Annotated in this window: 21 protein-coding genes and 2 pseudogenes; 9 read left to right on the top strand and 14 right to left on the bottom strand. The window is 65.0% G+C overall.

What is annotated here, in order from left to right; genetic code table 11:
- Positions 1-13: 13 nt before the first annotated feature.
- From ME121_RS34040 to ME121_RS34030, 3 genes and pseudogenes are all read right to left on the bottom strand, one after another.
- A protein-coding gene (locus tag ME121_RS34040) for an IS630 family transposase (protein WP_206406857.1) occupies positions 14-957 on the bottom strand; the annotation gives its coding sequence in 2 pieces (ribosomal slippage) (positions 14-621 and positions 621-957; 945 coding nt in all).
- Between the two features lie 272 nt (positions 958-1,229).
- Positions 1,230-1,784, bottom strand: a complete 555-nt coding sequence (locus tag ME121_RS34035; protein WP_348648827.1) for a hypothetical protein — start codon at positions 1,782-1,784, stop codon at positions 1,230-1,232.
- Positions 1,765-2,469, bottom strand: a pseudogene (locus ME121_RS34030) (PGN_0703 family putative restriction endonuclease); the annotation flags it as partial. The gene ME121_RS34035 and the pseudogene ME121_RS34030, both read right to left, overlap by 20 nt.
- 619 nt (positions 2,470-3,088) lie before the next feature.
- On the opposite strand from ME121_RS34030, the gene ME121_RS34025 reads away from it, so the two are divergent.
- Together ME121_RS34025 and ME121_RS21885 are read left to right on the top strand one after the other, a co-directional pair.
- Entirely contained in the window at positions 3,089-3,235 is a 147-nt protein-coding gene (locus tag ME121_RS34025; protein ID WP_206406861.1) for a hypothetical protein, read from the top strand.
- A 42-nt stretch (positions 3,236-3,277) separates the two neighbouring features.
- Positions 3,278-3,538, top strand: coding sequence for a hypothetical protein (locus tag ME121_RS21885; RefSeq protein ID WP_029359464.1), 261 nt, complete (start codon positions 3,278-3,280; stop codon positions 3,536-3,538).
- A 185-nt stretch (positions 3,539-3,723) separates the two neighbouring features.
- Here the strand turns inward: ME121_RS21885 and ME121_RS21880 are convergent, their stop codons facing one another.
- The 7 genes from ME121_RS21880 to ME121_RS21850 form a co-directional block, all read right to left on the bottom strand.
- Positions 3,724-4,284, bottom strand: a complete 561-nt coding sequence (locus ME121_RS21880) for a Ros/MucR family transcriptional regulator (protein WP_059409592.1) — start codon at positions 4,282-4,284, stop codon at positions 3,724-3,726.
- Between the two features lie 692 nt (positions 4,285-4,976).
- Entirely contained in the window at positions 4,977-6,386 is a 1,410-nt protein-coding gene (locus tag ME121_RS21875) for an amidase family protein (RefSeq protein ID WP_029359461.1), read from the bottom strand.
- A gap of 53 nt (positions 6,387-6,439) precedes the next feature.
- The gene (locus ME121_RS21870; protein WP_029359460.1) at positions 6,440-7,141 is read right to left on the bottom strand and encodes a cyclase family protein; all 702 of its coding nucleotides are present in this window, start codon (positions 7,139-7,141) and stop codon (positions 6,440-6,442) included.
- Between the two features lie 81 nt (positions 7,142-7,222).
- On the bottom strand, positions 7,223-7,960 hold the full coding sequence (locus tag ME121_RS21865) for an ABC transporter ATP-binding protein (protein ID WP_029359459.1): 738 nt from the start codon (positions 7,958-7,960) through the stop codon (positions 7,223-7,225).
- Positions 7,960-9,741, bottom strand: coding sequence for a branched-chain amino acid ABC transporter ATP-binding protein/permease (locus ME121_RS21860; RefSeq protein WP_029359458.1), 1,782 nt, complete (start codon positions 9,739-9,741; stop codon positions 7,960-7,962). Before ME121_RS21860 ends, ME121_RS21865 begins: the two co-directional genes overlap by 1 nt.
- Positions 9,738-10,613: a branched-chain amino acid ABC transporter permease gene (locus tag ME121_RS21855; RefSeq protein ID WP_029359456.1), complete on the bottom strand. Its 876-nt coding sequence runs from the start codon at positions 10,611-10,613 to the stop codon at positions 9,738-9,740. The genes ME121_RS21860 and ME121_RS21855 overlap by 4 nt, the downstream gene beginning before the upstream one ends.
- Positions 10,614-10,748: 135 nt before the next feature.
- Positions 10,749-11,942 carry an ABC transporter substrate-binding protein gene (locus ME121_RS21850; RefSeq protein ID WP_029359455.1) on the bottom strand — a complete coding sequence of 398 codons (1,194 nt, stop codon included), beginning with the start codon at positions 11,940-11,942 and terminating at the stop codon, positions 10,749-10,751.
- A 304-nt stretch (positions 11,943-12,246) separates the two neighbouring features.
- On the opposite strand from ME121_RS21850, the gene ME121_RS21845 reads away from it, so the two are divergent.
- The 3 genes from ME121_RS21845 to ME121_RS21840 all read left to right on the top strand — a co-directional run bounded on the left by ME121_RS21845 (position 12,247) and on the right by ME121_RS21840 (position 14,359).
- On the top strand, positions 12,247-13,209 hold the full coding sequence (locus ME121_RS21845; RefSeq protein ID WP_029359454.1) for a LysR family transcriptional regulator: 963 nt from the start codon (positions 12,247-12,249) through the stop codon (positions 13,207-13,209).
- Positions 13,210-13,548: 339 nt separating this feature from the next.
- The gene (locus ME121_RS34020) at positions 13,549-13,674 is read left to right on the top strand and encodes a hypothetical protein (protein ID WP_280951389.1); all 126 of its coding nucleotides are present in this window, start codon (positions 13,549-13,551) and stop codon (positions 13,672-13,674) included.
- A gap of 169 nt (positions 13,675-13,843) precedes the next feature.
- The gene (locus tag ME121_RS21840) at positions 13,844-14,359 is read left to right on the top strand and encodes an STM3941 family protein (protein WP_029359453.1); all 516 of its coding nucleotides are present in this window, start codon (positions 13,844-13,846) and stop codon (positions 14,357-14,359) included.
- Between the two features lie 42 nt (positions 14,360-14,401).
- On the opposite strand, the pseudogene ME121_RS21835 reads toward ME121_RS21840, so the two are convergent.
- Positions 14,402-15,599: pseudogene (locus ME121_RS21835) on the bottom strand (winged helix-turn-helix domain-containing protein).
- 42 nt (positions 15,600-15,641) lie between these two features.
- Positions 15,642-16,061, bottom strand: coding sequence for a hypothetical protein (locus ME121_RS21830; protein ID WP_029359451.1), 420 nt, complete (start codon positions 16,059-16,061; stop codon positions 15,642-15,644).
- Between the two features lie 533 nt (positions 16,062-16,594).
- Here ME121_RS21830 and ME121_RS21825 point away from each other — a divergent pair.
- The gene (locus tag ME121_RS21825) at positions 16,595-18,556 is read left to right on the top strand and encodes a HEAT repeat domain-containing protein (protein ID WP_179240051.1); all 1,962 of its coding nucleotides are present in this window, start codon (positions 16,595-16,597) and stop codon (positions 18,554-18,556) included.
- Positions 18,557-18,627: 71 nt separating this feature from the next.
- On the opposite strand, the gene ME121_RS34015 is transcribed toward ME121_RS21825, so the two are convergent.
- Complete coding sequence (locus tag ME121_RS34015; RefSeq protein WP_491892858.1) at positions 18,628-19,227, bottom strand: helix-turn-helix transcriptional regulator; 600 nt, start codon at positions 19,225-19,227, stop codon at positions 18,628-18,630.
- A 972-nt stretch (positions 19,228-20,199) separates the two neighbouring features.
- Between ME121_RS34015 and ME121_RS34010 the strand changes: the two genes are divergently transcribed.
- Together ME121_RS34010 and ME121_RS21820 are read left to right on the top strand one after the other, a co-directional pair.
- On the top strand, positions 20,200-21,522 hold the full coding sequence (locus ME121_RS34010; protein ID WP_179240053.1) for an aminotransferase class I/II-fold pyridoxal phosphate-dependent enzyme: 1,323 nt from the start codon (positions 20,200-20,202) through the stop codon (positions 21,520-21,522).
- Positions 21,491-22,012, top strand: a complete 522-nt coding sequence (locus ME121_RS21820; RefSeq protein ID WP_059409590.1) for a GNAT family N-acetyltransferase — start codon at positions 21,491-21,493, stop codon at positions 22,010-22,012. Before ME121_RS34010 ends, ME121_RS21820 begins: the two co-directional genes overlap by 32 nt.
- A gap of 40 nt (positions 22,013-22,052) precedes the next feature.
- Here ME121_RS21820 and ligD read toward each other — a convergent pair whose 3' ends face one another.
- Positions 22,053-24,563 carry a DNA ligase D gene (ligD, locus tag ME121_RS21815; protein ID WP_059409589.1) on the bottom strand — a complete coding sequence of 837 codons (2,511 nt, stop codon included), beginning with the start codon at positions 24,561-24,563 and terminating at the stop codon, positions 22,053-22,055.
- Between the two features lie 204 nt (positions 24,564-24,767).
- On the opposite strand from ligD, the gene ku reads away from it, so the two are divergent.
- Positions 24,768-25,676 (top strand): non-homologous end joining protein Ku, encoded by a 909-nt coding sequence (ku, locus tag ME121_RS21810; RefSeq protein WP_029359445.1) that lies wholly within the window; start codon positions 24,768-24,770, stop codon positions 25,674-25,676.
- The last annotated feature ends 18 nt before the right edge of the window (positions 25,677-25,694 follow it).

Here is a 25,694-nt window from a genome sequence, read left to right as displayed (position 1 = left end):
GAGCGGTTTCGGTTTAATTGGGGTCGTATCCTGCCGCGACGAAGAAGTTTGCAGCCTCGTCGGGCGTGACGGCATCGACGAGCCGCCCGATTGTGGTCCAGAGCCCTTCGCGCGTGCGCTCGGCGGCCTTGCGCAGCCCCGCCTTCAACTTCGAGAACGCCATCTCGATCGGATTGAAGTCCGGCGAGTAGGGCGGGAGGAACAGGAGCCGCGCGCCCGCCGCCTCGATCGCCGCGCGCACGGCCGGGCCTTTGTGGCTGCCGAGATTGTCCATGATCACGATGTCCCCGGGTGCGAGTTCGGGCACCAGGACCTGATCGACGTAGACTTGGAAGGCGTCGCGGTTGATCGGCCCGTCGAGCACGAACGGCGCGGCGATCCCGGACAGGCGCAGGCCCGCCACCAGGGTCGTGGTCTTCCAATGACCGTGCGGGACGGGGGAGCGCAGCCGCTGGCCGCGGGGACAGCGCCCGCGGGTGCGGGCCATGTTGGTGGCGGTCCACGTCTCGTCGAGGAACACCAGCCGGTCCGGGTCGAGATCGGGCTGGCTCTCGAACCACGCTTCCCGGGCGGCCTTCACGTCCGGCCGATCCTGCTCTGCGGCGTGGGCCGTCTTTTTTTGTACGTCAGGTCGCGCGCGTCGAGGAAGGCCCACAGCGTGCCGAGCCCGACGGTGAGGCCATGCTCGTCCTGCAACCGGGCGCGCATCTCCTCCAGGGTGATATCAACTTTCTCGTCGATCAGCGTACGCAGGAACGTCTCGTACGGGTCGAGCTTGGAGCGGCGGGCACGCCCCTGCGGCCGGGCGGCCACCGTCCCAGTCGCGGCGAGCGCCGCCATCCAGCGGATTGCGGTTGCTTGGCCGACCCCGAAGCGGGCGGCCGCCTGACGGCGCGAGGTCGCCGCAGCCGCGGTCACCACCCGCTCGCGCAGGTCCAAGCTGTAGGGGCGGCCCATGCTTCACTCCGGCTGTCGACCGGCCGAGTGAATCAGTCTCCCAGCGCCGCGTGAACCCCACCAAGCCGACTCAGCCCAAACCGAAAACGCTCTAGTTTCAAACACTTGCGGGGTGCGTGAAACGGGCAGAACCCTGGTATGGGCGGGTGCCGGTGGGTCGGTGCCGCGGGTGAGTCTGCGGCCGTGCGGATGTGGACCAAAAATTGGCTCGGTCCGGCGGCAGTACCCTGCCGCCGGACCGAGTTGTCACGTGTCGATCGTCGCGAGTTGCGTCAGGCGGCCGCGCCAGTGCGGACCGGGGGTCGGGCGCACTGCTGTCGTCTGCGCGTGGCGGATCTTGTGACGAACGGAGCGGCAGTCGGCGCGTGCGACACTGGTACGATGTCCGGCACTGGCGCATCTGCCGTTGCGCTCGTCATCGCGAGTTCGAGTTCGCCGTCGAGGAGCCACCAGTCGGTGTAACGTACGTGAAGCGCAGCGGCGTGTGCAGGCAGGCCGGCGGCGGCTAGCCCAGCAAATGCATGCTCCAGCGTCAACGAGATGAACGGGATCGGGCCGGTGTGTGGGTCCGATAGTTGACGGCTGTAAGTCGCGGCTGCGGCGTGCGCGAGTTGGTTGTGCGCTGGGGCGATGAAGACCAGCGTGGCGGTGTCCGCGAGGCCGGCGGCGAGCATGGCGCTGGCGAGGCAATGTTGGCGGTAGAGCTGCTGGCAGGCGGGGCCGGCTAGCCATGGGATCCTCGGGGGCGATGAATAGGCCGGGCGTCGTGCGTCCGATTTCTTGGTGCCGCGGATGAGGCGGCGGCGCGGGGTCGTGGCCGGCTTCACTGTACTTCATCTCGATGCAGAAGATGGCGCGGGCGCCGGTCGGGGCGGTGCCACGAATGATGATGTCGAAGGCGGTGCGATCGGCAGTGAAGCGCGGGTCGCCGCGGCCGGGGCTGTGCTCGAACAGGATATCTGTGACATCCGCCAGCGCGCCGGGGAACAGTTCCGCCATGAAGCGGGTGGCGAGCGCGGGGTCGCTGGCGAGTGGGCCGAACAGGTTGAAGACCAGCGGCTGTGAGGACAGCAGGTTGGTGCGTAGGCGGCTGATGTCATAGGCGGCGCCCGGCTCGCGGTAGGCAAGTGCCCGGGTGGCTACGGCGGCGATGGCGGGGGTCATGAAGTTGGCGCCCGTGCGGCCGGCGGCGATCGAGATGCGCGAGCCGAGGCGGCGGACCCGGTGCGGTTTGGCGCGATCTAGATCGGTGCCGATCGGCAGGTCTCGGTCCTCGCGCCAGAGCGCTTGGAGGAAGCGGGCAGCGGCCTTGAAGCGGTGGTCGGCGGGGACGAACACATGGAGACGGCGGCGGGCAGCCTCGGGGATGAGCGGCAGGTGAGGCGAGACCGCTCCGAGCCCGGAAGGGTCGAGGACGGCGCGGGCGGTGTCGGCAAGTGCGATCGGGATTCTGCGCGCGTCATAGAACTCGCTGGTATCAGCGAGCTGTGGCAGGGGGATGGTTACGTGCATGGTCGGTGGCCTCGTGGTGACCGCGGGGGTGCGGCCGAGACCGGGTTCCCGGGATGGGTAGAGGGATGAACAGCCGCCACCGCGCGGCACCGACAGCGACGTAGGATAGGCTGGGCGGAGAGCGGCGCCAGCTGCACGGCAAGCGAGGCTCAGCGGTGGCAGCGGGGGTGCTGCGGGAGCGGCGGTGGGCCTGTCCGGGGTCCAGGCGCAGGTAGAGCGGGGTTGGATGCAATGTAGCCGGTGAGACACGCGCTCGACACGCGCAGCCGTGCGTCAAAGCGCCGTTCGGTTTCCTGGGTTTGGCATGCGCGACTACCGAACCTTGGCTTCAACTGGGAAGCTGACCTACGGCTTTGCGCACCTTTCAGACCTACGTGCCTAAATCTTTACGCCGGCATCGACTCACAGATACGTGATCAGCCTGAAGCAGAACCTACATTGATTGGACGATTTCGATTATCGTAAATATCTGATTGGCAAGGATAGACGTCAAATTTATCGTTTAAGAAATGTCAGAATTGTGCGGCGCGAATGCAACTGCCGCATTATTTTTTGATTGACGGACAATAGATTTGCCGCTGCCGTGGATTGCCGCGAATTTTAATGTGGATTTGCTGAAGTGATTAAAACGATTGGTCCTGCGGGTTTTCAGGAGAGAACGACAGATCGCCCGCCGCTGCCGCTGGTCATCGCATCTGTCGCCGCCGCGATCGCCATCTGGGTGCCGATCTACATGCAGGCGGGCCGGCTGGTCTGGTTTTGGTGATCCAATCGGCCGCGTATGGCTCAGTAACTCGAGACGGCAGCCATGGATGACGAGGAACACGACTTCGAGCACTCCCCGCTGTCGGGCCTCTTCACGCGCGACGGACACGAAGTCGAGGTCGAGATCTACCGCCTTGCCGGGACGCAGGATCGATGGCGGATGGAGGTGGTGCACCTGTCCGGCTGTTCCCGCTGGCAGGACACGTTCGCATCGGACGCGGATGCACATGCAGCCTTCCTCGCGGCAGTAGAGGCCGCCGGGATCGGTCCCTTCGTAGGTTATCAGCCCGAGGCGGTGAACTAAGCGCCGCGTGAACTAAGTGCCGCGGCAGCGCAAAAAGCCCGCGCCGGCGAACCGAGCGGGCTTCTCACCAGAGACTAAAGTTTCAACCCGGAACGTCTGGCTCGGCGTTAGCTGTTGAGACGAGCGCCTGAGCTGAAGGGGCTCACGCCGGCCATGAACGAATAGCGAGCGGGTTACCGGTTTGGCTACGCCGCAGCAGCCTTCTTGCGAGCGCGGGCAGGCTTCTCAGCCGGCGCAGGCGCGGGCTCAGCCACCTTCTTCCGACCACGCGTCTTGGGAGCCTCCGCAACGGTCTCATCGGCGGCAGCAGCCTTCGGGACCGCGTTCCGGCGCTGAGTCCCCAGCCCCGCGTTGCGAGCGAACTCGGCTCGCATAGCTGAGTAGTTGGCCGCCGTGGTCGGGTAGTCCCGCGGTAGGCCAAAGCGCTCCCGGTACTCCTCAAACGTCAGGCCGGCGCCGGTCAGGTGACGCTTGAGCGTTTTGTACGGCTTGCCGTCGATGAAGCTGATCAAGGCGTCGGGTGTGATGGATTTCCGGATCTGCGAGGGGGTCGCCTTCTCCGCCTTAGACTCGGTGGAAGCAGCGGCACCCTTGAGCCCGGATAGAGCTCCATGGACCTCGGCCAGGAGAGTCGGAAGGTCGGCCGGTCGAACCGAGTTCTTCGACACATAAGCCGCTACGATGTCGGTGGTAAGCTCGATAAAATCGGCCTGTTCCGGCGCAGAAATTGAAGGGCTCTGGTTCATTTGCAACTCCTCGATGGAGGCGCCACGAACGAGGCCAATGCGAACGATAGTCAAGAGATATTCGCGACTTTCTGCGAGAATATGGCGGATATCGACCTCTCTTTTGGAAGATTTCTCATTTGCATCAGCGCCCCTCGCTCAGCTCCAGTCGTGCATGTCCTTTTTTACCTGTGCCCGCTGACGACGAGATCCGCCGAAGCGGCCACCTCACCTGCGGATCTTGAGTTCCATGGCCTGAAGACCGTTTATGCTCAGGCTCGCAACCTCAACCTGAGCGTAGGAAACCCATGTCCCAGGGCCAGTCGACTCGGTGACCGAACTCCTCAATGTGCGCTGATGCCGCCGCCGCGCCTGCCGCCCAGCCAATCCGCCAGTAGATCGGGGAGTTCCAATCTGCTGCGGGTAATCGACCGGATCGAACCAGATTGTCAGAAGGCTGACATTCGGTTTTGCGCCCCTCTCGGTTCTTTGTAGGCCATTGCCGCCATCTTCATAGTGGAAATTGCTACGAACCGAATCACGGGTCCAACTTGTGCCGCGACTAGCTTTCGGCGTTGGCTGGATTAGGATGCACCCCAGCCGCTGGAGATTAAATTCTCGTTGTCTGAAGGAGGAACAGCGAGGCCGCCTAAAACAATTTCGCCGGAGCTGCAGCCGAGGCCTACCTCTGGCCATTTCCAACGGAGGCATTTTCACGGTCTTGTAATCGGCCGAAGATTATAGCCCTGTGGCCTCGTTCGCTCGATCGCCGCAGCCGCCCGAACCACGTCGAACTCGCCGAGACTCGGGCCCGCGATCTGGATGCCGACGGGCATCCCGTCCGAGGCAATCCCTGCGCAAACTGATGCTGCGGGCTGGCCTGTGAGGTTGAAGGGATAAGTATAGAAGGCCCAGGAAACGAGGCTTCGATCTTCCAGTTCGTCCGGTATGTTCCGCTCTGCTTCCAAGGACGAAATAGGCAGTGTTGGCGACAGAAGCACATCGTAATCGACGAAAAAGCTGACCATCCGATCTCGTAGCGCATAACGTGCGAATACGGTTTCGTAATAGCTGCGCATCTCCTGCGCGAGTGCGGCGTCGAGCACGTCGGCCACGGCCGGGTCCAAGAGATCGCGGCGGGATTCGAGAACACCGCGCAGCCGTGTGCCGATGCCGGCGTAGAACTCGGCAGTCCAAAGATCTGCCGGGTCGGACTCGAAGACGGCTTCGACCTCATCTACGATCGCGCCCTGGTCAGCTAGCGCCATCGCCGCGGTGCCGGCGATGGCGGCGACTTCGGGGCTTGGCCGCGCGTAGCCGAGGGTCGCACTCCAGGCAACCCGTAGACCGGCCACGGAAGCTTTCGCCGCGCCCAGAAGGTCGGGGACGGGCCCGGCCACCGCGAACGGATCGCGCGGGTCATGGCCGGCGACCGCACTCGTCAGCAGGGCGGCATCGGCCACGTTGCGCGCGAGAGAGCCGACATGGGCCAGGGTTGGCGTCGCAGAGGTCGGCCAGACCGGCACGCGTCCGAACTGCGCCTTGAGCCCGACGAGGCCTGTGAGCGCGGCTGGGATCCGTAGGGAGCCGCCGCCGTCGGTGCCTAGCGCGAGGGGCGTGATTCCGGCCGCCACCGATGCGGCCGCTCCGGCGCTCGATCCACCCGGCGTCTTCGTCAGGTCCCAGGGATGCCGGGTTATGCCGGTGAGCGGCGAGTCGCCCACGGGCTTGGCTCCGAATTCGCTCGTCGTGGTCTTGCCGATGATGATCGCGCCTGCCGCACGGAGTCTTTCGACCGAAGGGGCGTCGGCTGCGGCGATGTTCCCCGCCATGGCACGCGAGCCCAAGGCGTACGGTGCGTTCGCGACGGCAATCAGGTCCTTCACCGAGATTGGCAGGCCGTGGAGGAGCCCGAGTGGGGCGCCGCGCATCACCGCCTCTTCGGAGCGCTTGGCCGCGGCACGGGCCTCTTCCGGCATCAGGTGGCAAAAGGCGTTCAGCGTGCTTTGGCTGGCCTCCGCCCGCGTAAGGGCCCGCTCCGTGAGTTCCACCGGCGACACCGCGCGGGTCGCGATCAGTCGCTTCAACTCAAGCGCGGTCATGAAGTCGAGGTCGTTCGTCATCGCTCCGCTCTCCGCAGTCGAGGTGCGGCACCCCGCAGGGTGCCGCAGGTGCGTCAGTCGTTGACGATGGCGAAGGCGCGGACCGGCGAGCCAGAGCCGCCTTTGAACTTGAGCGGAACGCCGAAGAACTGCACCTCGCCCTTACCCAGAAGCTCTTCCAGGTTCACCAGCCACTCCCAATGGCTCATGCCGAGGTCGCGGCAGAGGCGGTGCTGGGCGAAGATGTTGTCGCTCGGCTTGTCGGTCGAGGGACCTTCGACGCCCTGCATCTTCGAGCCGCGCTCATACAGCCACTTCGTCGCTTCGGCTGTGAGCAGGGGGTTCTTCCACACCGAGTCGATGCTCGGATAGTTGCGGGCGTGGAAGCCCGTGCAGAGCAGGACGATGTGACCGTCGACCTTCACGCCACTCTTGGCCTCCGCCGCCTCCATGTCGGCGACGGTGATGTCGCCGAGGTCGGGGATATGGCGCAGGTCGAAGCAGACCGCCTTGCCCATGAACATCTCCAGCGGCATCTCGTCGACGGGCTGTCCGTTCGGGTTCACGTGTAGGAACGCGTCCACGTGGGTGCCGACGTGGTCGAGCATCGCGATGAAGTTGGTCTGGAAGGTCATCGCGTCGCCCGGGACGCCGAGTCCGAGGGCTGCCGAGCTCTCATGGCTGAGATGGGTGGTGAGCACCGGCCGCTGGAAGAGCTTGTGGGCCGGCATGTTGTCTTCAATCAGGAGGCTCAGATCGACGACGCGCTGGGGCATGGCGGGTCCTTACAGGTCGTGGGGGATCGTTCGCGGGATCGGTGGATGCCGCGTCGGATCGGGTTTCCGGAGATGCCGCCTTCAGGCGGCTTTCTTCTTGCCGAGAAAGGTCTCCATGACCTCCGGATCGCGGGCGAGAAGCCCGCTCGGGCCGTCCCGCACCACGCGCCCCTGCGCCACCACGTAGGCGTGGGCGGCGATGGCGAGCGCGTAGGATGCGAGTTGCTCGACGAGAAGAATGGTGAGGCCCTGGCGGTTGAGGTCGCGCAGGACGCCGATCAGTTGGTCCACGACCCGCGGCGCGAGGCCGAGCGAGAGTTCGTCGATGACGAGGAGCTCGGGCTCGGCCATCAGACCCCGGGCGATGGCGAGCATCTGCTGCTCGCCGCCCGACATGCTGCCGGCGGGCTGACGCAACCGCTCGCGCAGACGTGGAAAGAGGGCCAATGCTCGCTCGAGCGTCTGCTTCGCCTGCGCGGTCCTGAGGCCGCCGTGGCTGTAGGCACCGAGGATCAGGTTGTCCTCGACCGTCTGGTCCGGGAAGATCAGGCGTCCCTCGGGAACCATGGCGAGGCCACGCGCAACTTTGGTATGGGCGGATAGCCGCGTGACCTCCTCACCCTTGAACAGGACGCGACCTCCACTCGGGCGCACGAGCCCGGTGAGGCCACGCATGAGCGAGGTCTTCCCAGCCCCGTTGTTGCCGATCACGGCGACCAGTTGACCGCGCCGTACGGTCAGGCTTGCACCGCGGAGGGCTGTTGCCGCGCCGTAGCGGACTTCCAGGTTCTCGACCACGAGAAGTGGCTCGTCGACCATCAGGCTGCCTCCTCGTCGAGGATGGCGGACGGGCCGCCGAAATAGGCTTCGATCACCCGCGGATCGGACTGCACCGCCTCCGGGCGGTCGCTCGCGATGATCTGGCCGTAGTCGAGTACCGTCACGGTGTCGGCGACCGCCATGATGAGGTCGACGTGATGTTCAATGAGGAGCACCGAGACGCCGAGACCCGCGATCTTCCGGATCATGCCTTCCAGCTCGTCGATCTCCTGGGTGGTCAGGCCGGCGGCGGGTTCGTCGAGGAGCAGCAGGCGTGGCCGCGTGGCGAGAGCCCGAGCGATCTCCAAGCGGCGCTGGTGGCCGAAGGGCAGGAAGCGCGCCTGCTCGTTGGCCGCCTCGCTCAAGCCGACGAAGTCGAGCAGGCCGATCGCAGCCGCGCGGCAGGCGGCCTCCTCGCGGCGGAAGCCGGGCGTACGCAGGATCGCGCCCGGAAGGCCGTAGCTGTGGTGGCTGAAGCCGCCCACCAAGACGTTCTCCAGCACCGTCATCTGCCCGAAGAGCTCGGTGTTCTGGAACGTGCGGGCGAGACCGAGGCGAGCGATGCCGTGGACCTTGCGGCCGGCGAGATCGGTGCCGTCGAGTTGCACGCCTCCCTCGCTCGGCCGGTAGAAGCCCGAGATCGTGTTGACGAAGGTCGACTTGCCAGCCCCGTTCGGACCGATCAGGGCGTGGATCTCGCCCGGGGCGACTCGGACGCTCGCGGCGCTCAGCGCCGTGAGGCCGCCGAAGCGAACGGTGAGGCCGACGGTCTCGAGGCTCGCGGGCTCGCGGCCCGCCAGGGTCTCGGCGGCGGGGATCCCCTCGGCTGGATCGACGCCGCGGGGGCCGGGGCGCAGGCGGGCGTAGAGCTGGCCCAGCGTGCCGAGGATGCCGCCCGGCAGGCCGAACATCACCGCGAGGAGCAGGGCGCCATAGGCGAACTTTTGCCACTCGGCGAAGCGCTGCAGCACCTCCGGCAGGTAGGTGAGGATGAAGGCCCCAAGCACCGGCCCGAAGGTCGAGGCCGCCCCACCTAAGATCACCATCAGCAGGAAGCGGACAGAATCGGAGAAGGTGAAGATGTCGGGCGAGATGTAGGCGTTGAGGAAGGCGTAGAAGCTGCCGGCGATCCCCGCCGTGACCGCCGCGACCGCAAAGGCGAGCGTGCGGATCCCCGTTGCGCCGATGCCGAGGCTGCGTGCGGCCGTCTCGCTCTGAGCGACCGCCAGCATGGCGCGGCCGTAGCCCGAGTGCTTCAGGTTGTGCGTCGCCAGCGTGGCGAAGAAGAGCGTGACCGCGAGCACCGCGTAGAAGGCGTAGCCGGAGAGCGGATACCCGAAGAGGTTTGGGCCCGGGATACCCGTTAGCCCCGTGGTCCCGCCGGTAAGGCTCTGCCACTCGATGGCGACGTTCTCGACGATGAGGCCGAAGGCGATCGTCACCACCGCGAGATAGACGCCCCGCACCCGCACGCTCGGATAGGCGAGCGCCGCGCCGAAGAGGCCGGCGACCAGAGCAGCACCGACGCTCGCGACGACGAGATCTAGGCCGAACCGGATCGCCAGGATCGCGCCGGTATAGGCGCCGAGCGCGAACAGACCCGCCTGGCCCAGAGAGACAAGGCCGGTGAGGCCGACGAGGACATTCAGGCCGACCGCGATCACGCCGTAGATTAGGAACAGCATGAACAGGCGCAGTTCATACTCGTTGCCGGAGGTGAGCGGGACGGCGACGAGGATGGCCGCGAGCAGTGCGAAGCCGAGGATGTGGAGGGTCTTCATACCTTGAAGATCTCCCGGCGGCCGAACAGTCCCTGCGGGAAGGCGAGGAGCACGAGGATCATCGCGCTGAATCCGACGATCTCGCGCGCCGCCGTCGAGATGTAGCCCTCGACGAACTTCTCCATGACGCCGAAGGCGAGCCCAGCCAGCACGACGCCGGGTCCGCTGGTGATGCCGCCGATGATCGCGACCGCAAAGCCCTTGAGCCCGAGCAGGACTCCCATGCTGGCAGAAGCCTGGATCACGGGTGCGACGAGAACGCCCGCGCCCGCACCCAACAGGGCGGCGAGGCCGAAGGAGAACATCACGATCCGATCGACATCGATGCCCATCAGGGCCGCCGCCTGCCGGTTGTGGGCCACCGCCTGCATCGCGCGCCCGACGAGGGTGTGCCGCTGCATCACGTGCAACGCAATCATCGTCAGCACGGCGACCGCCGGGATGACGAGTTCCTGGGGATAGACGCCTGCGCCGAAGATCGAGATCGCCCTGGCGACCCCGGGTGAAGGCAACGGGCGGGAGAAGCCGCCGAACTGCATGGTGGCCAGCGACTCCGCCATGATGCCGACCGCGATCGTGGTCAGCATCCAGCCGATCGAGGCGTTCGCGCCGATGAAGGGCCGCACCGCGAAACGCTCCAGCACGACGCCGAACAGGGCCCCGCCCAGGATTGCCAGCAGGCAGGCGAGCGGCAGCGGCAGGCCGGCATCGACGCCCATCACTGCGAGCACGGCGCCGATCATCAGGGTGTCGCCATGGGCGAAGTTCACGGCCTTTGCGGCCGACCACATGATGTGGAAGCCGAGCGCGACCAGGGCATAGATGCCTCCGATCGCGAGGCCCGAGAGAGTGTATTGCAGGGCGGTCGTCATGGCTGCCGCGGAGGCTCCCGATGCGAGGCGGACGGGTCGTTCAGCGGAGTGGAGGCGGTCCGGCCCGGTGAGGGGGCTCCGGACGAACCGCCCCGGCCCCTCCCGCTGGGGAAGGAGCGAGAGGCGCGCGCGCCTTCAGTTCGTCTTGCCGTATGGGGTCTGAGCGATCGGCAGCAGCTTGCCGTCGGACCAGACGGTCAGCTTATAGTAGCTCGGCAGGATTGCATCCTGGCGCTCGGGATCGGAGGCGTCGAAGGCGGGGTCGTACTTGGCGACGAGGCCGTCGTACTTGACCTGGTAGAGCGCCTCGCGGACCTTCTTCCAGTCGTAGGCGCCAGCCTTCTCGATCGCCTGCGCCACGATGTGGACGGCGTCGTAGGTATTGGCGATACCGGAGCCCATCTTGATCTGCGACGGGTCCTTCAGGCCGTACTTGGCCTGGATCTTATGCCAGAGCGCCTGGCCCTTGGGATCGAGGTCGCCCATGAAACTGTAGGTCTGCACGACCTCGACGCCGTTGGCGAGCGGGCCGGCGAGTTCTCCGAGATTGCCGGCGATGCCCCAGGCGCCGATGATCGTGGGCTTGTAGCCGACCTTGTCCATCGAGCGGACGAGTTGGTTGCCTTCGCGGTCGAGAGCCCAGAACAGCGCCACGTCGGCACCGGAATCCCGAGCCCGGATCGCCTGGGCGGTCATGTCCTGGTCGTTCCAGTTGAAGGTTTCGGTAGCGACCAGCTCCTTGCCGGCCTTGGCTATCGCTGCCTTGACATCCGGAACGGCACCGTTACCCCAACCTGTGTTCTCGTAGAAGAATGCGATCTTGCCGGTCTTCGAGGCCTTCGCGGCCTGCTCGACCAAGAACCGGGCGACCCATTTGTCTTTGGCCGACACCCGGAACATGTAGTTCGGGTTACGTCCATTCTCGATCGCTTGCGTGTTTGCGGCGAGCACGCCGACGAAAGGAATACCGATGGCGTGTACCGGCTCCACTTGCGCTACGGAAACGGTGGAGTGGTATCCACCCAGGATGACTACGCACTTGTCGGCCAGCGCGATGCGCCGGGTATTGTCGACGCCGCGCGGCGGTGCTCCGGCATCGTCGTACTGGACGAAGCGCAGCGGCTTGCCGAGCACGCCACCCTTTGCGTTGATCTCGTCGATGGCGATTTCGGCTCCCATCTTGATCGCCTGCCCGCCGAACGCCGCCGGCCCCGTGATCGCCGCGGAGTTGCCGATGCAGGGCTCCTGCTGCGCCAGTGCGGTGCCGGGAACCGCTAGAGCCACGGGCGCGGCCAGGAAGAGGCCGCGCAAATACTTCTGCGCATCCATGGGATGGTCTCCGATTTCCTGATGGCGGCGCCGGTTGCTGCCCGATGCTCGTTCAGCCGGCTTGAAGCTACGCAACGAATACAGACGGCATCAAAGACCAATTTCCGATATGAGCTATTGGAAAAACCTATGAGTATACATCATAGGCGATCGGGATCTCGCTGCATTGCAGTTAAGTATCTGTAGAGATGAGATTTCTTACGATGCAGTGCACATAGCTTGCGCAGATTGCTCGGCGTCAGAGCAGTTTGACATCGCGGTGCAGCTTCGAGGATCCTTCACGCGAGACTTCATTAGGATCGCCATGGATCTCCGCCAGCTTCGCTACTTCGCGCAGATCGCTGAGAGCGGGAACGTGTCGCGCGCCGCCGAGGTGCTGCGAATCGCCCAGCCTTCCCTCAGCCAGCAGCTGCGCAACCTCGAAGACGAGCTGGGAGTGGAGCTACTGTTCCGCCACGCGCGCGGGGTGACTCCGACCGAGCTCGGACTGAAATTCTACGACCATGCGCGACGCATCCTGCAGGAGGTCGAACGTGCGAAGGAGGTCGTGCGCTCTCAGGCGACAAGCCCGAGCGGGCGCATCTCGGTCGGGTTGCCAACCTCGGCCTGCCGGGGCCTGTCGCTGCCGCTGTACCGGGCAATCTCCGAGGCACTGCCAAATATCAGCCTGCACATAGTCGAAGCCATGAGCGGCACGCTCGACGAGTGGATCCAGTCGGGGCGACTCGATGTCGCCCTGCTCTACGACCACAAGGCGTTCGAGCACGTGGCCTGGACCGAGATGATGGTCGAAGAGCTCATGTTCATCGTGCCGGCAGCTCATCCGCTCGCCGCCCACCGCGAGATTTCGTTCCGGCAGGTCTTTAGCCAAGCGCTCCCGGTTGTGCTTCCGGGCCGACCAAACGTGCTGCGCACCGTGATCGAACAGCTCGCGGCCCGCCACGATGTCACACCGACGGCAACGGATTGCGAAAGCCTGCCCGCGATCGCGGAGCTCGTGCGCGCTCAGGCCTTCGCGACCGTCATGCCGCATTTCGCATTGGCTGCGGAAATCGAGAGCGGCGAGATGGTCGCGATACCGATCGCCGATCCAACGCCATCCTGGAGGCTCTCGGTGGTGGTCTCCCAACGAACCCTGAATGCACGCGGCAGCGAAGCCGTTGCCGAAGTCTTAGCGGGAGTAATCGGAGAACTCGTCGAGCGGTCAGTTTGGCGCGCCCGCCTCAAGCCGTCGGAGCGTCCGGCCCCTTTGCGCTCTCGCGCCTGAATGACGAGGCCTGCCTTAGCCAACCGTTGCGAACCATAAGAAAAATCTGGGGCGTAGCGAGCTTGAGTACGGCTTGTCCGTCTTTTGTCACCCGAAGCTTCGCTGCGCCACGTTAAGCAGGCCTTCGTATTCATTCGAGCCAATGATCGTTTAGGGTCACCTCAAGGCCTTCCTAAACCGCGCCGGACGTCCGCTTAACGATATTCCGAGTCTCGAAGCGGCCAGACTACGCCGCGCCGGATCGCCATCGCGCGCAGAACCGGACGTTCGGCTGTGCGCCCAACCCGGTCATTCGGTGCACACTGCCGTGCTCTCCGAAGCGGACGCTCCGGCAGCTCCGTGCGTAAGATCGAGGATCGCGCGCACCTGCTCTCGATTGTCGAGAAGATTCAGGTCAGGAATGTCGCCCCGCTGATCCGCGCTGAGGCCGTCGAGGCGAAGGCTTCTTCGTCCGAGCCTGCCTGAACAAGGTAGAAAACCACCTTGAACGTGTTCGCGCCGAGGCGTTCTGGGACTGGATCATGCAGGAAGTCGCCTACCATCGGCTACGGTATCGCCTTCGGGCGGGCGATAGTCGCTCTCCCGAGGGGCAACGTGGCGCAGGTCAGCCCATCGCATTGCGGAGTTTGCCTACGTGGATGTCGTCGAGATCCATCGCTCGCCGTGGCGGGCCATCGGCCTCTTCCTGGCCTCCGTCGGCTTCACGGCCTTCGCCGGCTGGCTGATCTATGCGCACCCGACAATCGGGCGCACGGCCGTGACGCCCGGAAGCTTCGCCGAGTCCGAGGCCTATGCCGGCGTCGCGTTCTTCGGCCTCTGCACGGTGCTGATCTTCCCCAAGCTGTTCCAGTCGAAACCGGTGGTGTCCGTCGGGCCGCGTGGGATCTACGATCGCAGGCTGTCGACCGACTGGATCCCCTGGAAAACGATCCGCAGCGTCACGCCGATGCAGATCCAGCGGCAGCGCATGCTGGTGCTGGAGATCGACCCGGCGGCCGACGCGCATCTGCCCTGGACGAAGGGGGCGCGCCGCAAGGCCAAACTGAACCGGGTCTTCGGGCGGTCCGGGTACTGGATGACGGCGGCCGATCTGCGCGGCGGCTTCCCGGCATTGGCCGAGGCGGTGTCCGGGGCCCGGCGTGGCGCGTAGCCTGGAGTCCGCCGGCTATTCCATCGCCGCCCGGTCGCTCGTCTAGGAACTGACCCGGCAATCACGGCTCTCCAGCCCGGCTGACGACGAGATCACGACGTCGGACAGGCCGAGCCACGAGGCCATCAACCGCAATTCCGCGAGCATCCGCTCCATCGTAGCCGCCGGCGCACCCGGCTCTCGATGCGCGCAGGACGATCAGCGCCCCGGCCCGTCGGTCCGCCTTCAGGTCGACCCTGGCGACGAGCGCGCCGTCCAAGAGGAACGGCAGCACGTAGTAGCCATGCTCGCGCTTGTGCGCCGGCGTGTAGATCTCCAATCGATACCGGAAGCTGAAGAGCCGCTCCGTCCTCGGGCGGTGCCAGACGACCGGGTCGAACGGCGAGAGGAGCGCCGCGCCAGCATGCCGGCGTCCGGGCCGGGCATCCTTATGCAGGTAGGCCTGCTGCTGCCAGCCGCGGACGTGCACCGGGACGAGGACGCCGGCCTCGACGAGCTGCTCGATGGGCAGGCGGGCATCGGCCGGCGAGAGGCGGTAGTAGTCGCGCAGGTCGTTCGCGGTCGCCACGCCGAGCGCCGCCGCGGACCGTGCGACGAGCTCGCGCCGGGCGTCCACCGGATCCGGGGTCGGTCGTGCGAGGGCGGCCCGGGGCAGCACCCGCTCGGGCAGGTCATAAACGCGCTCGAAGCTGCCCCGTCGATGCGTCGACGCGATCAGGCCCGCCCAGAATAGCCATTCGAGCGCGTGCTTGGCATCGCTCCAGACCCACATGCCCTTGGACGCCTTCGGGCCCAAGACGTCGGAGGCAGCCAGCGGGCCCTCCTGCCCGATCCGGGCGAGCATGGCGTCCGCCTCCGCGCGCCGCTCGCCCGCGAACGCCTTGAGTTGGTTCCATACGCCGTGGCCATGGCGGGCGCGGTCCATGCGCCAGCGCAGCAGAGGCTGGAGGTCGATCGGTAGGAGGGACGCCTCGTGACCCCAGTACTCGAAGAAGCGCTTCGAGCCGGCGACAGCCAGGGCGTCGAGGGAGCCGCAATCGTAGGGCCCCAGGCGCGAGAACAGCGGCATGTAGTGGGCGCGGACGAGGACGTTCACGCTGTCGATCTGAAGCAGGCCCAGCCGGCCGATCTCGCGGCGCATGGAGGCGGACTCGACCAACTGCAGACGTCGTCGCGAACTGAAGCCCTGGGCCGTCAGGGCAATGCGGCGCGCCTCCGAGTTCGACAGCTCGAGCGTCAGGGCAGCCCTCCCTATGACGTGCGGTTCGCCAATGCGCGGGGTCTACCTGGTCGCGCATCGCTTGAGGGTGAACGGCTCGCCAGCCTTGGCGGGGCCGCGCGTGATCGATGCGATCATCGTGTCGCCCGCGACCGAGAGCGTCCATCGAGCCTTCCTGGTCGAGGGACCGCTGCCGCAGACCTCGTCGAGCTTCCATCCGAAACTGCCGGACTGCTCCGCGTGCGTGATCCTGCAGCGGCCCTCGAAGTGATGCCGCGCATCCTTGCCGAAGACGTATTCGCCGGGCTGAAGACGTCCTTCCGCGAGGGGGTGGCTGCAGCCCTGCGCGTCCTCGGTCCATCCGCCTATGTACGTGGCCGAGGGAGCGGCGGAGGCTGAGGTCGGCCTGGAGAGGTCGGCTGCGACCGGAAGGCCGACGGCCAGGAGCGAGTGCGTCGCGAAGATGAGCCGCCTGCCGATCATCCCAACCTTCCGCTTTCGGAGGAATGCCTCCGCTCGTCGGCATACGGCACCGGCGGCTTCGAATGAAGCCGGCAGCACCTCGCCGGCGGGGCTGGCCTACCGCAGCACGGGCAGATGAAGCGGGAGTGCGTAGGAATGCGGAATGCACACCGATATTCGGGAGCGATCGCGCGATGCCAGCTCGGTTCCGGGTATCTCGGGGATTGTCAACCGAAACAGCCGAGGACATAAGCTCCTGCAATTCAGATTACGGCCAGGCGGCTACATCGATCATGACTCGGCAGGTCGCTGACAATATAATCTTGGAGTCGGGACCGTTTTTTCTATATCCTATGGTTCCTCTGCTGCCGGATGGGCACCCGCGTTGGGATCTCTGCGAATTCAGCTATAGGACCAGCACCGCGAACTACAGGGGCTATACGGCCAAGTGGGCCATCGCGGGAGGACATCTCTACCTTCAAGAATTTTGGGGCGTAGCGAGAGAGGATCTCGATAAGGACGACTGCAGCGAGCAGCCTGAGCGACACATCGGCATGCTCGACGTCCATGAGGTCGACACCCCGGTCCCTGCCACATGGTTCTCCGGCGATCTCTACTGTCCGTCAGGCAACGCCCCCGGCACCGATTGGGATTATTTCACCCCTGCGGAATTCCTCCTGTTCAGGATCGCGCGCGGGAGGGTCGTCGCACACACGACGGTTCCGAACACTGGCGAGGAGGTGGACGAGGATTTCGACGCCGCGACCGCCCTGCTGGATCGGTTCATCGAAGGCGGTGGCGCGCTCGCGCCGGAGGCCGCGCCCGGGCCCTTGGAAGGGCTCGCGGAGGCTCTGCACGATCCCGTTGGGGCGGTCGCCAGTCGACATCTCGCCGGCCTGCTCTGGCATGCGAGCGCGGCCGATCTGGGGACCCTGATCACGGCCCTGACCTCGGTCCAGGACCCCGACGTCCTGCGATGGATCGGCTACGCGCTGAACAGGATCGGACCCGACGCCGCGTCCGCGATCCCCGATCTCATGCATGTGCTGGCCTCGACCGAAGACGCGGAAGTCGCGAGGGCCATGGCGTACGCGATCGCCGGGATCGGACCGGCCGCTGCAGCCGTCTTCCCGTCGGTGATACCGCTCGTCCTGGCGCGATGCGGCAGGCAGGCGGATCGGCAGCTCGAGCTGTTCGTGGACAATCTCGAGCCTGCCGGCCCGCAGATGATCGACGTGCTGATTTCCGGCCTGCCCGCGGCCGAGGGCACCAAGCTCGCGCACGACATCGCCTTCGCCCTCGGCCGGATGGGCCTCGCCACCGTCCTCCCGCTCTACGCGGCCTTCGCAGCCGCCTCCAACGATGGGCAGAGATCGGCGTATGCCCGCGCTCTCGGCAGGATCGGTCCGGATGCCGGCATGGCGTTGGACCTGCTTCTGGACAGGCTGCGGCAGGTCGCCGACGACGACGCACGGGCTACGATGATCGATGCCTTGACCGAGATCGGCCTGCGGTCACCGTCCGACCTCGATGCCCTCCGCACGGTCTTTCGCGCTTCGAGCAACGAGCGCGTTCTACGAGCCGCGGCCGCTGCAGCCGGCACCCTCAGAACAGGCGCCCTGGACTTCCTCATTGAGGAGTTCGAAGCGGGTTCCCCTGCCTGCAAGATCCCGATCGCGAAGGTGATCGGCGATCTCGGTACGGAGGCGGGAGCTGCCGTCGACACCCTCGGCCGGGCGGCGGAGGGCTCGACCGACCGCGAGGAGCTCGACACTCTCGTACAAGCCCTCGCGGAGATCGGCACCCCCGCAGACGTGCTCTTCACCGCAAGGGTGACGGCGCTCAAGCATGCGCCGAGAGGCTCCTGGGTAAGCGATGGTCTCATCGGGATGCAGAAGGCGCTCGATGCGGGCCTGCGGCTGCCCGAACACCAGATCCGGGACCTCGTCGCCGCGCTCGTCAAGCACTGGGACACGAGGGTCAAACGTCAGATCGCCAGGATGCTCGGCTCGATCGGCAAGCCCGCGGCCGAGCCGCTTCTGAGCGCGCTCGACCACGTACAGGACCAGGACACCCGGACCGTAATCTTCTACGCGCTGGGTTTGATCGGTGAACCGGCGCAGGCCGCCGTCGACGACGTCGTGATCGCCTTGTCGAAGGCGGACAACGATCGGCTCCGTCTGCAGCTCGTCGACGACCTAGTCCGCATGGGCCAGCCCGACGAAAGGCACATGACCACCCTCGTGGACGTGCTCGTCCGATCGTCGTTCCGGCCGGTCTGGTGGCGTCTCGGCGGCGTCCTCGCGGGCTTCGGGGCGCCGGCGGTCGTCACGCTCGTCCAGGTCCTGGAGCATGCATCGGACGACGGCCTTTGCGCTGCCATGGAGAACGCGCTTCTCGAGGTCGCCGCCTCGGACGCCGCTTCCCGTGCCGCCCTGCTCGCGGCCGTCAGGCACGTGGCGCAGCCGCGGACGAGGAGCGCGATCCAGGCCGCCCTGAATCAATCGGGTCGATAATGCACCAAGCCGGCATACGATCTTCACGTTGAATTGCCCGGCCCTGCTTTATTTGGTCATTATATGGGCTGTCATAGGTTAATGCGTAATCTTGAGATATACAGAGCTAGCTCGCTTTGGCGTCTTATAGACAGCTTGTGATAGATAGATCTTAATTGTACTCGGACCGTTGCCTCGCTCACACCGCCGAGTTCCGCTACTTCTCTGGGGGAATGTCCCATTCCAACCAGTTCAGCGACATTTGCTTCCGCCGGGGTTAGTCCTATATCCCGAAGATTGGCTTTGACGGATCTACCCGTCTCGGCCTTGAGTTCTCTGAATGACACGAGGACACCACCTGTACGAACTCCGATTCGCTGCAGGAAGCTGTCCGCTGACTTCACCGGAAGCGTCGTGAAGATATGGGTTGGCTCGCCAAGGGATGCCGACACTACGGCCGAGCCACTGCGTGGCTGATAGCTATAGGGCAATGCCTCTCGTATTGCGTTGTCCAGCTGCTTTCCCCCGGCGATTACATTCAATCTGATCGGAGCGCCCAAGATCATGGCGAAGAGACCCTTCGACATGCGCAACGCGGCCTCGTTGGCCTGCCTAACGTATCCTCGGTCGTCTAGTAGTATCGCCCCGACATTGGTGCTGCTGAGTCCCTCCAGGACGTCGGAGGTGGCCATGCTGGCAATTTTCATGGCAACTGTGAGTTGGTATGCGCGCGCGACATGCGGAGCGACAATTTTTAAGCGCGCGCAACTCCTCGCTATCGAACGCTGATTTATTGCTGCCGCGGAATATGCTGACCGTCATCATGCCGCCAAGCGGATCCTTGGCGAAATAGGCGGCGATCTCCTCCATTTTATACGGCTTGCAGAACTCCTGGAAGAATGGATCCAGGCTTTTGTCCCGTTCGGACACTACCCCAAAGTCTGTCGCGATATCACCGTTTTGAAAGACGAGCTTCTTGGACCTATGAATCCTTGTGTCGTGCTGCCACCAGTAGGTTTTGAAATCGTTGTCTGCGACCTTTAGGCTGTCCGAGTGGAGCGTCGAACCTGTTCTACTCGCGTCGTGAGATACCAGTCCACAGCCGTAAGCGCCCGTGATCTCAGAAAGCGCATTGAGAACGGCCGGCCATCGGTCGGGCTCGAGAACCGCGGCGTAGCATTGATCAATAAACGAGTACGGATCGCTCACGGAATAGGCCTGTACCGATCGGGAATTCAGTCTAAGCGATCGCCCATACCACATTCAAGGTATGAACGTCCGTGGCACAGAATTTAGCAGGGACTCACGCACGACCGACCGGCGTTCGGAAGTAGGGCGGGGCTCCTGGGGTGTGAGATGACAAGTCGCAGATCATCCCCACCGTATGCCATGGTTTTGCGCGGCCGATGGCGGGTCGTTGTCCCACTGTATGGAAAACTGAGCCCTCATATTGTGGTCGAGTGCTTCAGCTCCCACGCTGATGCGACGACTTGGATAAATAGCTCCGTTGGTCAAGCTTATATATCTGGTTTCAAGCGCGAGGCACGATCGAGTTGATGGTCCAGTCATGAGCGACAATCGTGGCTTGAATAAACTGCGGGGCTGATATGTACCGAACCATTGCCGATGACGTCCTGTACAAAAACGTAACGCACTACAGCTCGATGACCTCGACCGACCTTCTAACTCGCTGGGATGAGCATCAGAGCTGGCTGGATCGACGACTTGCTATGGGTTTGGATCCATACTCGAAACAGACCTCGTCCCGCATCGAGCCGGAATGCCACGTCAACACCCGCGACGGGCGGGGCACTCAAGGAGTGAATTTTGGGTCGCAGGACTATCTCAACCTATCTTCTCATCCGGCTGTGAAAGCTGCAGCAAAGGCTGCCATCGACAACGCGGGTCTTCATAGCGCTGGTTCGGCAGCTTTAATGGGGAATACATCTCTTTCTGTTGAGCTGGAGCGACGTCTAGCCGAATTTTTAGGGTACTCGGACTGCACTCTGTTCCCTACCGGCTGGGGTGCCGGATATGGAGTGATAAAGACATTGGTTAGGCCCACCGACCATGTCGTAATCGATCGCCTCGCACATGCGTGTCTAGTTGAAGGCGCTTATGGAGCGACCAAGAACGTTCATTTCTTTCCACATCTGTCCTATAGGCGCGCCTGTGCCCTACTTGCCAAAATTCGGAGCGCTTATCCCGCCGATGGAATCCTTCTCGTCACCGAGACGGTCTTTTCTATGGACAGCGATGTCCCGCAGATTCGAGAACTGCAAGATGCATGCAATCAGTACGATGCCACGCTCTTGGTCGACGTAGCACATGATCTAGGTGCGATCGGAGACAAAGGTAAGGGGTACCTGGAGCTTCAGGACTGCATCGGATTCCCCGACATTCTAATGGGATCCTTCTCTAAGACTTTTGCGACGAACGGCGGCTTCGTAGCAAGCAATTCAGCAAGCCTGAAGCTTGCCCTGCGATACAACTGCGGCCCGCTCACATTCACCAACGCGATCTCGCCAGTTCAATGCGCCATCATTGGGAGTTGTCTCGATGTGATCGAGGCTGATGAGGGGAGGGATTTACGCGAGAAGCTCATGAGCAATTCGCTGCACATGCGGCAGCGCATGGCTGAAACCAACTTTACAGTTCTTGGTCAGCCCAGCGCAATCATCCCCGTTCTTCTAGGCGACAGCGCCTTATCGCGCCTTGCCAATCATTATGCCTATAACGAAGGTGCTATCACAAATCTCGTCGAATATCCCGCGGTCAGAAAGAATGCCTGCCGTTGGCGTATCCAAATGATGGCCCGACATGACAAGGGGCAGATTGACAAATTTGTGCAGATAGCCTGCGGCGCTGTCGAGGCCGCAAAACAACACTTGGATTATATCAAGCGCGAAGACAATAAGGAGTTTGTGGCTGCTATCGGCCATCGAGATGCTAAAAATGCCGCTGTCGAGGTGCAAGCATGGTCCTGATGGCGTGCCGGAGATCACACCGGCCGACACCGGTCCGCTCCTGGCCCTCAACAACGCGCACGCGGCCGAACTCTCCCTGCTCGACGAGGTAGGGCTCTCCAAGCTCGTGGCATGGAGCTTCCGCGCGCTTCGGATCGGCCGCGATGACGCATTCCTGATCGCCCTCGACGAGCGGCATCCGACCTATGCGGGCCCGAACTACCTCTGGTTCCGCAGTCGCTACCTGCGCTTCGTGTACGTCGATCGGGTCGTGGTCGCCGGGAGTGCCCGCGGCCTCGGGCATGCGCGGCGGCTCTACGAGGATCTCTTTCGGAATGGCCGCGAGGCCGGTCACGACCTGATCGTGTGCGAAGTCAACTCGATGCCGCCCAACCCGAGCTCGGACGCCATCCACGCCCGGCTCGGCTTCGAGGAGGTCGGCGCAGCCACCATTCACGGCGGGGCCAAGACCGTCCGCTATCTCGCTCTTCGCCTGCCCGGCCCACGCTGACCTTGCACGAGCCGACGGCAAGTCCATACAGACAGGCCAGTCAGATTCGTCGACGCCCGCGCTTGCCGGCCGCCTCCAGAGGCCGCGCGGCACGCTCGAAGCCGGCCCAGGGATCCTTGCCGAGCGCCGCCAAGCGACCGGGCAGGGTGGCGACGTCGAAGCGCGATCCGGAACCGAGGAACGGGAGTTCGTCCCAGCCGACCGGCACCGAGACCGGCGCTCTCGCGCGGGCGCGGGTCGAGAAGGTCGCGACCGCGGTCGCACCACGCTGGTTGCGCAGATAGTCGATATAGATGCGGCCGTCCCTGGACTTCTTGGACACGGTCGCGACGTAGCGGTCGGGCGCGTTCTTGGCCATCTCGGAGGCGAGCCCCTTCGAGAACGCCTTCGCCTCATCCCACCCAGCCTTCGGTTCGACCGGGACGACGACGTGCAGTCCCTTACCTCCGGTCGTCTTGACGAAGGCGCCGAACCCCGAGATCCGCAGACGCTCGCGGACCTCGAGCGCGCCGGCGACGAGGTCGGTCCAGCCCACGCCGTCCCCGGGATCCAGATCGAAGACCAAGCGGTCCGGCCGATCCGGGTCCGCGGCCGTCGCGCCCCAGGGATGGATCTCCAGGACGCTCGCCTGGACCAGGGCGCGCAGGCCATCCGGGTCGCCGATCACGACCGCCTTCCCGGTCCCGCCTTCGAGGACGCGGAGAAGGCGTTCGTCGATCCCGGACCAGCCGTGCTTCTGGTAGAAGCACGAGCCGAGGCCAGCCGGGCACCGGACGAGCGACAGAGGCCGGTCGATCACGTGCGGCAGGATGCGGTCGGCGATCTGGGCATAGTACCCGGCCAAGCCCTCCTTCGTCAGGCCGACGTCCGGCCAGAGCACGCGATCTGGATGCGTGAGCGTCACGGTCGACTCCGCGGTTCTCCGCTTCGGCGCCCGTGAGCGCGCCGGCGCCGCCTTCCGGACGACCTCGTCGGGCGCCACGCCGGTCCGGATGGTCTTGAAAGACGCATGCCGCAGTTGACCGTCGGCGGTCCATCCGCGGAACGTCACCTCGCAGACGAGACGAGGCTCCACCCATCGTGCATTGCGGCGCGCCAGGGGCGGCAGTTCGGCGTCGAACGGCGGCGCTGGGATCCGCAGGGACTCCAGCTTCACCCAGAGCTCGCGCGCGACCGCGTCGCCTAACCCCGTACCCACCCGTCCCACGTGGACGAGGGTGCCATCCTGGTGTGTTCCCAGGATCAACGAGCCGACGGATTTAGGGGCCGTGCCTGAGGGCATGAAGCCCGCGACGACGAAATCCTGGGAGCCGGTGCATTTCACCTTGCGCCAGAGATCGCTTCGTCCGGAGCGGTAGGCCGCGTCGGCCCGCTTGGCGACGATGCCTTCGAGCCCGAGGCGGCAGGCATGGCGGGCCATGGCCGCACCGTCGTCGATGAGATGCTCGCTGAACCGGATCCGGTCGGCGGACCCCGCATCGTCCAGGCTCTGCAGCAGCAGAGCCTTGCGCTCGGTCAGGGGGAGGGCGCGGATGTCCTTGCCGTCGATGTAGAGCAAGTCGAAGGCGTAGAAGAGCGCCGCGCCCGTGTCGCCGTCAGCGAGGGCCTGCTGAAGCGCCGCGAAGCTCGAGATGCCGCTCGCGTTCTCGACGACGATCTCGCCGTCGATCAGGGCGGAGGGCAGCTTCAGCTTCTGGAGGGCCTTCGCGATCGGCTCGAACTTCGCCGTCCAGTCGAGGCCGGATCGCGTCGACAGCTTCACGGCACCTCCGTCGATGCGCGCCTGCATGCGGTAGCCGTCGTGCTTAATCTCGTACAGCCAGCCCTCTCCGGTCGGCGCCGCGTCGACGAGGGTCGCCAAGGCCGGCTCGACGAAGGGCGGCAGCACGGCCTTGCGGGCGCGCGGGGACCGGGCCGAGGCGGTCTTCGTCACGCGCGTCAAGGCAACTTTCGCACGTGCCGCGTGGTCGGGTCTGATCTCGCCGCCGGCGGCGAGATCGCGGTTGGTCCGGCCCGACAGGACCGACGCATCGTGCTCGCCGAGGATGTCGCCCTCGCGGCGGGCATGCTCGTCCTCGGCCTTCATCAGCAGCCACGGCTGCCTCTTCTCGCCGCCGCGACCCTTCATGCGCACGAGATGCCAACGGCCGCCGAGCCGCTCTCCCCGCAGAACGAACTCGAGGTGGCCCTTCTCGAGACCGGCGGCCGCATCGCCGACCGGTTCCCAGGAGCCGATGTCCCAGACGATCATGGTTCCGCCGCCGTACTGGCCCTTGGGGATCGCCCCTTCCCAGCGCAGGTAGTCGAGGGGGTGGTCCTCGGTGCGGACGGAGAGCCGCTTCTCGGCCGGCGATAGGCTCGGCCCGCGGGTGACGGCCCAGCTCTTGAGCACCCCGTCCATCTCCAGCCGCAGATCGTAGTGCAGGCGTCGGGCGTCGTGCTTCTGGACGACGAAGCGCGCCTTGGCGGTCTTCCGGCCACGGTGCCCACGAGGCTCGGGCGAGGACTCGAAGTCCCGCTTCTCGCGGTACGGCTTGAGGAGTTCGGACATGACTTCCGGCAAACCGCGCGGCCGATCGCCGGTTCCGGGATGCCGCTTCGACTGCGGGGGCAGGCAAGATCTCGCAAGTTATCCACAGGACAAACTGTGCAGGAACGAGTCGAGAGCGACTCTCGTTGAGTCGCCGAATTCGTGGTCGGCATCGCATCGACTCATCGCCGGCGACGAATACTTGTGCGAATTCTGGAGGCTGCGGTGGCATCTCGCGCCAATTGGAAGGGGCACCTGCGACTTTCACTCGTCTCCTGCTCCGTCGGGCTGTATCCGGCGATCAGCTCGTCGCGGGACCTGAAGTGCCACACGATCAACCGTGAGACCGGCAACCGCGTGAAGCAGCTGCTGGTCGACTCGGTGACCGGGGAGAGTGTCAACCGCGATGACCAAGTGAAGGGCTGCGAGGTCGCCAAGGACGACCTCGTCCCCGTCGAGGACGAGGAGCTCAGCGAGATCGCGCTGGAAAGCACGCATACGATCAACATCGAGGCGTTCTGCAAGCGCGAGGAGGTCGACGAGCGCTACCTCGACAAGCCCTACTACCTCGCGGCCGAGGACAAGGTCTCGCGCGAGGCGTTCGCCGTCATCCGGGATGCGATGAGGAAGAAGGGGATGGCGGGCCTGGGCCGGATCGTCATCTACAAGCGGGAGCGCATCGTCCTGATCGAGCCCTACGGCAAAGGCCTGCTGGCGACCCTGCTGCGGTACCAGGACGAGATCCGGTCGCCCACCGCCTACTTCGAGGACATGCCGGACGGCAATCCGACCGACGAGATGCGGTCCCTGGCTGAGGAGCTGATCGCCCGGTCGACGAGGAAGTTCGATCCGTCGAAGTTCGAGGACCGCTACGAGGAAGCGCTGATCGCGCTGGTCAAGGGCAAGGCGAAGAAGCCCGAGAAGGGCAAGGGTCGATCGAAGGTGGCGGCACCGAGCTCCAGCAACGTCGTGAACCTGATGGAGGCCCTCAGGCGCAGCATCGACTCCGAGAAGGGTGGATCCTCCGCTCAGCCGGCCGCTGCCCGGAAGAAGGCGGGTTCGAAGCGGTCGCGGCTAAATTCGAACCGCGGCGCGGGCAAGGCGACGTCCTCGAAGTCGCGGAAGGCCGCGTGATGGCCGCTCGTCCGCTCC

Origin of the sequence: Methylobacterium sp. ME121 (genome assembly GCF_000974725.1) — a bacterium.
Classification (GTDB): domain Bacteria; phylum Pseudomonadota; class Alphaproteobacteria; order Rhizobiales; family Beijerinckiaceae; genus Methylobacterium; species Methylobacterium radiotolerans.
This window is presented reverse-complemented; position numbering and strand designations above follow the sequence as displayed.